The 8574-nt window shown below is 76.0% G+C and carries 11 protein-coding genes; 6 read left to right on the forward strand and 5 right to left on the reverse strand.

Annotated features, from left to right (window positions below; genetic code table 11):
• Positions 1-304, forward strand: a 304-nt coding sequence (locus E4P41_RS20270) for a cation transporting ATPase C-terminal domain-containing protein (RefSeq protein ID WP_135143024.1), incomplete at its 5' end; no start/stop codon positions are given.
• Positions 305-800: 496 nt separating this feature from the next.
• Here the strand turns inward: E4P41_RS20270 and E4P41_RS20280 are convergent.
• Positions 801-1907, reverse strand: a complete 1107-nt coding sequence (locus E4P41_RS20280; protein ID WP_135143025.1) for an FUSC family protein — start codon at positions 1905-1907, stop codon at positions 801-803.
• Positions 1908-1963: 56 nt separating this feature from the next.
• Complete coding sequence (locus E4P41_RS20285) at positions 1964-2206, reverse strand: heme-binding protein (RefSeq protein ID WP_245177526.1); 243 nt, start codon at positions 2204-2206, stop codon at positions 1964-1966.
• Between the two features lie 325 nt (positions 2207-2531).
• Here E4P41_RS20285 and E4P41_RS20295 point away from each other — a divergent pair, with 325 nt between their 5' ends.
• The 5 genes from E4P41_RS20295 (at position 2532) to E4P41_RS20310 (ending at position 6426) form a co-directional block, all read left to right on the forward strand.
• Positions 2532-3377, forward strand: a complete 846-nt coding sequence (locus tag E4P41_RS20295) for a TetR family transcriptional regulator C-terminal domain-containing protein (protein WP_209307826.1) — start codon at positions 2532-2534, stop codon at positions 3375-3377.
• A gap of 123 nt (positions 3378-3500) precedes the next feature.
• Positions 3501-4538 (forward strand): YihY/virulence factor BrkB family protein, encoded by a 1038-nt coding sequence (locus E4P41_RS20300; protein WP_245177527.1) that lies wholly within the window; start codon positions 3501-3503, stop codon positions 4536-4538.
• 223 nt (positions 4539-4761) lie between these two features.
• The gene (locus E4P41_RS22415; RefSeq protein WP_167761195.1) at positions 4762-4932 is read left to right on the forward strand and encodes a hypothetical protein; all 171 of its coding nucleotides are present in this window, start codon (positions 4762-4764) and stop codon (positions 4930-4932) included.
• Between the two features lie 134 nt (positions 4933-5066).
• A complete protein-coding gene (locus tag E4P41_RS20305) occupies positions 5067-5957 on the forward strand; it encodes an alpha/beta hydrolase (RefSeq protein ID WP_135143028.1) in 891 nt (296 codons plus the stop codon).
• A gap of 28 nt (positions 5958-5985) precedes the next feature.
• Positions 5986-6426 carry an NAD(P)H-dependent oxidoreductase gene (locus tag E4P41_RS20310; RefSeq protein ID WP_135143029.1) on the forward strand — a complete coding sequence of 147 codons (441 nt, stop codon included), beginning with the start codon at positions 5986-5988 and terminating at the stop codon, positions 6424-6426.
• 9 nt (positions 6427-6435) lie between these two features.
• Here E4P41_RS20310 and E4P41_RS20315 read toward each other — a convergent pair whose 3' ends face one another.
• The 3 genes from E4P41_RS20315 to E4P41_RS20325 all read right to left on the reverse strand — a co-directional run bounded on the left by E4P41_RS20315 (position 6436) and on the right by E4P41_RS20325 (position 8453).
• Entirely contained in the window at positions 6436-7998 is a 1563-nt protein-coding gene (locus E4P41_RS20315; RefSeq protein ID WP_135143030.1) for an alpha-amylase family glycosyl hydrolase, read from the reverse strand.
• A 126-nt stretch (positions 7999-8124) separates the two neighbouring features.
• On the reverse strand, positions 8125-8310 hold the full coding sequence (locus E4P41_RS20320; RefSeq protein ID WP_135143031.1) for a DUF6186 family protein: 186 nt from the start codon (positions 8308-8310) through the stop codon (positions 8125-8127).
• Positions 8307-8453, reverse strand: a complete 147-nt coding sequence (locus E4P41_RS20325; RefSeq protein ID WP_245177528.1) for a hypothetical protein — start codon at positions 8451-8453, stop codon at positions 8307-8309. The genes E4P41_RS20320 and E4P41_RS20325 overlap by 4 nt, the downstream gene beginning before the upstream one ends.
• Positions 8454-8574: the final 121 nt, after the last annotated feature.

An 8574-nucleotide genomic window follows, 5' to 3' on the forward strand; every position in this document is an offset into this window, starting at 1 on the left:
CGGCGCGACCGCCGCGTGGACCGCCGGCCGGCTCACCGGTCCGCGCGGGCGGGCCGGCACGATGGGCCTGGCCGCGCTGATCACGACCCAGCTGGGGCAGACCGCCTGGGCGGGGCGGCGCAGCCCGCTGGTGCTGGTCACCGCCGCCGGCTCGCTCGCCGTCCTCGCCGCCGTCGTCCAGACCCCGGGGCTGAGCCGGTTCTTCGGCTGCACGCCGCTGGACCCGGTGTCCTGGCTGGTGGTGCTCGGCTGTGCCGCCGCGGCCACCGCCGGCGCGGAGCTGCTGCCCGGGCTCGCTCGTTAGGCAGCGGCGTCCCGCGGGCGGGCACCGGCCGTTGTGCGCGCAGTGTGGTCACCGACCGGAGACCACACTCCGCGCACACCGGCGTCGGGTCGTCAGCCGGCACAGCGGGCGGAGTCGCGGCTGAAGTGCGGCTGGTCGGCGTACTCCAGCAGCGCGGCGACCTCGGCGAGGGAGGTGCCGGAAGCACGCAGCCGCCCGGCAGCCTCCTGCAGCCGTCGACGCCGCGGCGTGGCGGGCCCATGCCCAGCGGGTCGCGGCCGCCGTCGCCGACGACGCCGTGGCGCGGATACGACGGGTTCTTCGGGTCGACGACGGTCGGCGCGAGCCTCGAGCAGGTCCACCTGTGGGACATGCTCGTGCACCGCTGGGACGTCGCCCGCTCCGTGGGCGCCGACGCGGACCTCACCGATGTCGGAGCTCGACCGCGTCGAGTCGGGTGCGAACGGCGTCGGGGATGCGCTGCACATGGAGGGCATCGGCCGCGCCGGACCGCGGGTCAGCCGGCGGCCTCCTGCGGCTGGAGGGCGGTCAGCGAGCGGCGCACGGTCTGGACGACGTCCCCCGCGACGAACAGGTCGTCGGCGGTGGCGGCCCGGGCGCGGCGGACCGCCTCGACGAACTCGTCCAGGCAGGCCTGCGCCCGGCTCAGGGCCTCGGGATCGGCGGCCGCGTCGCCCACGGAGCGCAGCGCAGTGGCCAGCGCGGCGAGGGTGCGGGCCGCGGTCGGGCGGAGCGAGGGGCCCAGCGCGACCTCCTCGAACTCCGCCCGCTCCGTCTCGGCGATCACCTGGGTCAGCTGCTCGACGAGCAGGGTGAGCCGCTCCAGCGCCCGGGCCTGCCGGTACTGCGCCTCGGCCGGTTCGCGGTAGCGGCGGGCCCGGGGGTTGCCCCGCCTGGCTTCGGCGGCCTGCGAGACGGCCTTCCGCATCTGCGCGAGGACCGGGTCGATCCGGTGGATCCGCTGCTGCCACTCGTCCTCGGTGGGCGGGTGCGCCAGCCGCAGCGCCTCGACGAGGTCGTCGAGCTGGCCGGCCAGCGTGTCGCGCAGCGTGCGCAGCTGCGTCTGCGCCGGCGCGAGGGGCAGCGGCGGGAACGCCGTGGTGACCGCGAGGCCGATGACCGCCCCGAGGGCGGTGAGCCCGGTGTAGGCCATGACGAAACCGGAGTCGTGACTGCCGAGCACGAGCACGAACAGCGCCGAGGTGGCCACCCAGCTGCCGGAGCTGCCCAGCCGGTGCCACCCCGCCAGCAGCACGCCGACGGCCACCACCAGCGCGATGGCGCCGAGGTTGTCACCGAAGAGCGTGGTCACCGTCAGCGCCAGGGCGGCGCCGAGCGCGATCGAGGCGATCGACTGCACCGCCTCCCGGACCGCCCCGGACAGCGTCGTGGACGTCGCGAACACCGCGCCGAGCGGCGCGTAGTACGGGTACTCGGCGGCCGGGGCGACGGGCAGGGCCTGCGCCGCGAGCCAGGCCAGCGTCGCGGCCAGCGCGGCCTTGACGGCGAGCCCCACCCGCGGGTGGCGGGCCCAGGTCCGCCGGAGCCGGCCCGGCCGGCCGGTCCGGAGGCGCGGCCGGACGGCGGGGGAGATGTCACGCACGTCCCCACGCTCTCACCCCCGCCGCGACCGGGCAGGAGAGCTCGCAGGGGCCGGGCTCAGCGGCCCAGGTGTGCGCGGATCGCGGCGACGACCATCCGGTGGTCCGCCAGCTGGGGCAGCCCCGAGACGACGACGCCGACCGGACCCACCGGGCGGACGACGACGGGGAACGCGCCGCCGTGCGCCGCGTAGCGCGCGGGATCGAGGCCGAGCTCCTCCTCGAACGTCGTCCCGCGCTCGATCGACGCCTGCCGCACGTGGAGGCTGCTGTGCCCGAAGCGGTGGACCACCCGCGTCATGCGCTGAAGGGATCGGCCATGCACCCTTCCTACCGGGCCGCGTGCGCCGGCCGGACCCGCTGCTGCACGGCTCCCGCGCGTGGCCCCGCGGGGGCAGGGCGGGGCTCCGGCGCGGGACGGCGGTGTGCACCGGACGCGGGGCCGGCGCGACGGTGGATGGCCGGCGGGCGCGCCCCGTGACCGCGCCCGCCGGCTGCAGGGCCACCGGCGCCGGGACGAACGCTCGCCCGGCCCCCCGACGCGTCGATGACGGATAGTATCCACTATGCAACGTGCCAGGTGACCTCGGTCACCGCAAGAGGGCGTGGCCGGCGCGGGAGGAGACATGCCAGGCAGTCGTCGGACCCAGGTCCCGAGCAAGGCCGTCCCCACCAAGGCCGTTCCCGCCAAGGCCGTCCCCACCAAGGCCGTCCCCACCAAGGCCGTCCCCACCAAGGCCGTCCCCACCAAGGCCGTCCCCACCAAGGCCGAGGCCGCCGTGGAGACCCGGGACGCCCTGCTGGAGGCCGGGGCGGCACTGCTGCGCGAACAGCCGGTGGGCGCCGTGCTCACCCAGGTCAAGGCGCAGCCGGTGGCCCAGCGCGCCGGACGCACCATCGGCGCCTTCTACCACCACTGGAGCAGCCAGGAGGCGTACCACCGCGACCTGCTCGCCTACGTCCTCGACCCCCAGCGGCTGCTTAGCACCGCCGCGGCGGCCGACACGGTGCTCGCCGACCTCCCCCGGGGGCTGCCGCTGGAGGAGGTGGTGCGGCGGGCCGCCCGTCGCAACTTCGAGATCGTCCGGGCCAACCCCTACGTGCCGCTGATCCTCGCCCTGTGGGGCAAGCAGGCGCAGGACGAGCGGGTGCGGGAGCTGCTGCGCGCCCACTACCGGTCCGTGACCGACCGGCTCGTACCGGTGTACCGGACCCTCTTCGACGCCTACGGACTCACCATGCGGCCGCCGTACACCGTGGAGATGTTCGCCGCGACGCTCACGGCTCTGGTCGAGGGGCTCACCGTGCGGGCCGCCGTCGAGCCCGAGGTCGTTCCGCTCGACCTGCCGCACGCGGGGGACCTCTCCGCCGCCCCGGGCGCCGGCGCGGCCGGGGCAGCCCCGTGGGACCTGTTCAGCGCCACGGTCGTGGGCATCCTGCGTGCCATGACCATGCCCGCCGACCCCGCGTAGTCACGTGCCCGGCGGGGCACGGGCTCCGGGTGGGCCGCGCAGTGGCGCGCATCCGGCACCGCCCGGGCATGTCCCGGGCCCGCGCCGGGGTACCGGTGCAGGAACCCGAACCGAGAGGTGGCCATGAGGTGGACCGCGTGGGTCGACCGGTTCCAGCGGCGGCACCCGCCGGCCGGGTTCCCCGTCGCGGTGCTCTACAAGTTCTTGGACGACGACGGTCACTTCCTCGCCGCGCTGGTCACCTACTACGGCTTCCTGGCGCTGTTCCCGACCCTGCTCCTCCTCGCCACCGTGCTGGGCCTGGTGCTGGCCGGGAACCCGGGGCTGCAGCAACAGCTGCTGGACTCCGCGCTGGCCGAGTTCCCGGTGATCGGGCCGCAGCTGTCCCGGCCGGAGGGGCTCGGCGGCGGGTTCGCCGGGATCGTCGTCGGCGGGTTGGTCGCCCTGTACGGGGCACTGGGCCTCGGACAGGCTCTCCAGCACGTCATGAACACGGTGTGGGCGGTGCCGCGGCACAGCCGACCCGACCCGGTCACCTCGCGCATGCGCAGCCTGCTCCTGCTCTGCACGCTGGGCCTGCTCCTGCTGGCCAGCACCGTCCTCTCCGCGCTGGGCACCGGGGCCGCGGCCTACGGCGGCGGGTTCAGCGGCGGGGTGCACGTGCTGGTCACCGTCGCCTCGGTGCTGGCCAACACCGCCGTCTTCGTGCTCGGCTTCCGCATCACCACCGCCCGCCGGCTCACCACCCGGCAGGTGCTCCCCGGCGCGGTGACCGCCGCGGTGCTCTGGCAGCTGCTGCAGTCCTTCGGCGGCGTCTACGTCGCCCGCGTGGTGGCTAACGCCAGCGCCGTCGACGCGGTCTTCGCCCTCGTCCTCGGCCTGATCGCGTTCATCTACCTCGCGGCGATCGCCCTGGTGCTGTGCGTGGAGATCGACGTCGTCCGGGTCGACTCCCTGTACCCGCGCGCGCTGCTCACCCCCTTCGTCGACCACACCGACCTGACCGAGGGCGACGAGCGGGTCTACTCCGAAGCGGCGCGCGCCCAGCGCGCGGTGCGCCACGAGGAGGTCGACGTCCGTTTCGGGCCGGGGGTGGGCGCCGGGGACACCGGCCGGGAGCAGGCACCGGAGGACGACGGACCACCGGCGCGTGGGGCTTGACCCGGAGTCGACCGGAGGTCCGACGATCGAGCCGGCCGCCCGGGCCGGGAGATCGGTGGCACGGCGATGACGTCGCCGCGTACGTCCGGTCAAACGGGGGAGGACGCTGCGAAGCACCGCTCGCCGAGGAGCCGGGACGAGCACGCACGAGGGCTACGGTGGCGGCCGTGGCGCCGGTGGGGCAGGACCCCCCTGAGCGACCGACCCGCGAGGAGGATCCGACATGGAGCAGGACCCGCGTGACCCGTCCGGGGACTACGGCTACGACCTGGCGCACGAGGCGACGGGGACGGCGGAGCCCGCGGCCCCGCCCGGTCCGACGGGCACTCCTCCGCCGCCCGCCCCCGATGACGCCGCCGAGGACCTCGGCTACGACGAGGCCCACGACTTCTGACGAGCCCGGTCGTGCCCGACCGGCCGGCGACCGACCGGACCAGGCCCGGTCCGGTCGCACCCGCCGCAGGCGAGGGACCGCGCGCGTCCCGCCGCGGGCGGTCGTGGAGCCCCTCGGCGGGGTAGCGGCGGGGCATGCGGCAACAACGAGGCCATGGAGAGCGACCCGGATCCCGGGAGGGCCACATCCGGCTGCCGGACGGACGGACGCTGGCGTACGCGGAGTACGGCGACCCCGCCGGTCGCCCGGTGCTCGGCTGCCACGGCTCGCCGAGCTCGCGGCTGGAGCGCCACGTCGAGGACCCCGAGGACTACCGGCGCTGGGGCGTGCGATTCGTGGTGCCCGACCGGCCCGGCTTCGGCTGCTCCGACCCGCAGCCGGGCCGGCGGGTGGTCGACTGGCCGGCCGACGTCGCACGGCTGACCGACCACCTCGGCATCGACGAGTTCGCCGTCCTCAGCCTCTCCGGCGGCGCCGCCTACGCGCTCGCCTGTGCCTCGGCGTTCGGGTCACGGGTGCGCGGCGTCGGCATCCTCGGCGGAGCGCCGCCGCCCGACGTCCCCTGGCCGTGGCCGCAGTGGGTGCCCCGGCGGCTGCGGGCGGCCGCGCACCGGCCGTCGCCGGCGGCGGCGCTGCTGCGCCCGGCGTTCGCCCCGATGGCGGTGCGCCCGGCGGCGATCCCGCGCTACCTGCAGGCGCGGCTCAACCCGGCCGACCGGCGGGTGATCGGCCGGCCCACCGTCCGGCGGATCCTGGCCGAGACCTTCACCGAGGGCCTGCGCAACGGTGCGGCTCCGCTCGCCGAGGACCGGGCCCTGCTGTTCCGGCCGTGGGGCTTCCCGCTGACGGCGGTGCGGCAGCACGTGCACATCTGGCACGGCACGCAGGACTGGCAGGTGCCCGTGGGGCTCGGCCGGGTGCTGGCCGCGATGCTGCCCGCCTGCACGCCGCACTGGCTGGCCGGCGAGGGGCACTTCGCCGTCTTCGACCACGCGGCGGAGGTGTACGGGGCGCTGGTCGCCTGACCGCCGTTTGGCGGGGGAGGATGGCCGCGTGCCCAGTCTGCTCGTCGTCCACCACACGCCCTCGCCGTCCCTGCAGGCCGTGCTGCAGGCAGTGCGGGAGGGGGCGGCGCTGGTCGAGGAGGTCGAGCTGTGCGTGCGCCCGGCGCTGTCGGCCGGCCCGGCCGACCTGCTCGCCGCCGACGGCGTCCTGCTCGGGACGCCGGCCAACATCGGTTACATGTCCGGGGCGCTCAAGCACTTCTTCGACACCGTCTACTACCCGTGCCTGGACGCCACCGTCGGCCTGCCCTACGGCGTGTACGTGCACGGCAACGACGACACCGCCGGTGCGCTGCGCAGCATCGAGAAGGTCGTCAGCGCGCTGCGGTGGAAGCAGGTCGCCGCGCCGCTCCACCTCACCGGGACACCGGAGCCGGCCGACCTCGAGGCCGCCCGCGAGCTGGCGGCCACCGTCGCGGTCCAGCTGTAGCCGCACACCTCACCCGCCGGACAGGCGCAGCAGGACGGCCTCGTCCGGCGCCAGCTCGAGTTCGCGCACCGGCGCCGGCGACCGGCCGGGGTCCGTGGAGACGAGCAGGGTGGCCTCGTCGTCGACGGGGAGCGTGCGGACCTCGTCCGTGACGTTGACGGCGGCCAACAGCCGCTCGTCGTCGTCCTCCCGCAGCCAGGCCAGCACCCCCGGCGGGGCGTCCAGGAACCGCTGCCGGCCGGTCTGCAGCGCGGGAGAGGCGGCGCGCAGCGCGCCGAGCCGGCGCACCAGGGACAGCGTCGAGGTGGGGTCGGCAGCCTGGCGCTCGACGCACAGCCGCTCCGCGTCGGCCACCAGCGGCAGCCACGGTTCCCCGGTGGTGAAGCCCGCGCCCGGGCCGGCGACCGACGGCGGGTGCCAGGGGATCGGCGCCCGTTCGGGGTCGCGGCCGTCGACGTCGACCACCCGGTCCGGTGGGACGACGGCGTCGGGGAGGCCCAGCTCGTCGCCCTGGTAGAGGAACGGCGTGCCGCGCAGCGCGGTCAGCAGCAGCGCGGCCGCCCGGGCGCGAGCCGGTCCGGAGCCGCCGTCGTCGTATCGGGTGGCGATGCGCGAGTGGTCGTGGTTGCCGAGGAACCAGGCCGGCCATGCCTCGGGCTCGGCCAGCGCCTCGAACTCCTCGATCGCGGTGCGGAACGCGGCGGCGTCCCACGGCAGGTGCAGGAAGACGAAGTTGTGCGCCAGGTGCAGCTGGTCGCCGCCGGCCAGGTAGGCGAGCACCCGTTGCAGGTCGAGCAGGTAGACCTCGCCGACGATCATCCGGTCGGGGAACTCGTCGACCACCCGCCGGATGCCGCGCAGCCGCTCGTGCGCGGTCTCCCAGTCCTGGTCGTGCCGCCGGTCGGCACCGGCGTTGCTGCGCAGCAGCGGGTCCTTGGCCAGCCGCTGCAGGGCGTCGATCCGCAGCCCGTCGACGCCGCGGCCCAGCCAGAACCGGACGACGTCGTGCATGGCCGCCTCGACCTCCGGGTCGTCCCAGTTCAGGTCGGGCTGCTGCGGGGTGTAGGAGTGCAGGTACCACTGGCCGGTGCCCTCGTCGAGGGTCCAGGCCGGGCCGACCGCGGCGAACTCCGACACCCAGTCGTTGGGCGGCCCGCCGTCGGGGGCGCCGTCCCGCCAGACGTACCAGCTCCGCTTGGGGTCCTCCCGCGAGGAGCGGGAGGCACGGAACCAGGGGTGCTGGTCGGAGGTGTGGTTGGGCACCCAGTCCAGGATCACCCGGATGCCACGCGCGTGGCAGTCGGCGACGAGGTCGTCCAGGTCGGCGAGGGTGCCGAAGAGCGGGTCGACGTCGCACAGGTCGGAGACGTCGTAGCCGAAGTCGGCCATGGGGGAGGGGAACACCGGCGAGAGCCAGACCGCGGCGACCGAGAGGTCGGCGAGGTGGTCCAGGTGGGCGCGCAGGCCCCGCAGGTCACCGACGCCGTCGCCGTCGGAGTCGGCGAACGACCGGGGGTACACCTGGTAGACCCCGCCGCGCTGCCACCACGGCGGCGCTCCATCGTGGGCCACGGCGACCTCCGGGTGCAGGGACGAACCGGCCGTGCGGCCCCTACCCGGTCCGTCCGCCGGTGAGTCGCGGGGAGGCGCGTGGCGGATCGCTCCGGCGCGCGGTTCGGCTCATCGTGGTCCGGCGGGTCAGCGGGCGAGGAAGTGGACTCCCAGCCACAGCCAGGCCAGCAGCACCGTGAGCCGGCCCGGGAGGGTGCGCATCGCGGCTCCGATCGCCTGCGCGGCGGTCGCCGGCCCGGCGCGGCGGCGCGCGGCGACCTCCAGGACGAGGGCCGCGAGCAGCAGCACCCCGAACCCCGCAGCGGCGATCACCCCGGCCGCCGGGGACGGGCGACCAGCCAGGCGCCGACCGCCAGCCAGCCGAGCGTCGCCCCGCCGCGCAGCACGGGGCAGGCGAGCACGGGGTCGGCCAGGTCGCTGAGCGCCGGCAGGTCGTCGTCGGCCAGGGTGACCACCTCCCAGGCTCCGGCCGCGACCAGCCAGACCAGCCACGGCAGGCCCCGCCGGCCGACCGGCGGGGCCGCCGCGCGCAGGTTGTTCCCCCTGCTGCGGCAGGTGCAGGACTACGTGTGGCGT

The sequence above is a fragment of the Geodermatophilus sp. DF01-2 genome (assembly GCF_004571065.1).
GTDB lineage: Bacteria > Actinomycetota > Actinomycetes > Mycobacteriales > Geodermatophilaceae > Geodermatophilus.

Bases quoted from the DNA above. Each gene is read 5' to 3' on its own strand.
- E4P41_RS20285 (WP_245177526.1), bottom strand. From the start codon at position 2,206: ATGACGCGGGTGGTCCACCGCTTCGGGCACAGCAGCCTCCACGTGCGG.
- E4P41_RS20295 (WP_209307826.1), top strand. From the start codon at position 2,532: ATGCCAGGCAGTCGTCGGACCCAGGTCCCGAGCAAGGCCGTCCCCACC.
- E4P41_RS20300 (WP_245177527.1), top strand. From the start codon at position 3,501: ATGAGGTGGACCGCGTGGGTCGACCGGTTCCAGCGGCGGCACCCGCCG.
- E4P41_RS22415 (WP_167761195.1), top strand. From the start codon at position 4,762: ATGGAGCAGGACCCGCGTGACCCGTCCGGGGACTACGGCTACGACCTG.
- E4P41_RS20305 (WP_135143028.1), top strand. From the start codon at position 5,067: ATGCGGCAACAACGAGGCCATGGAGAGCGACCCGGATCCCGGGAGGGC.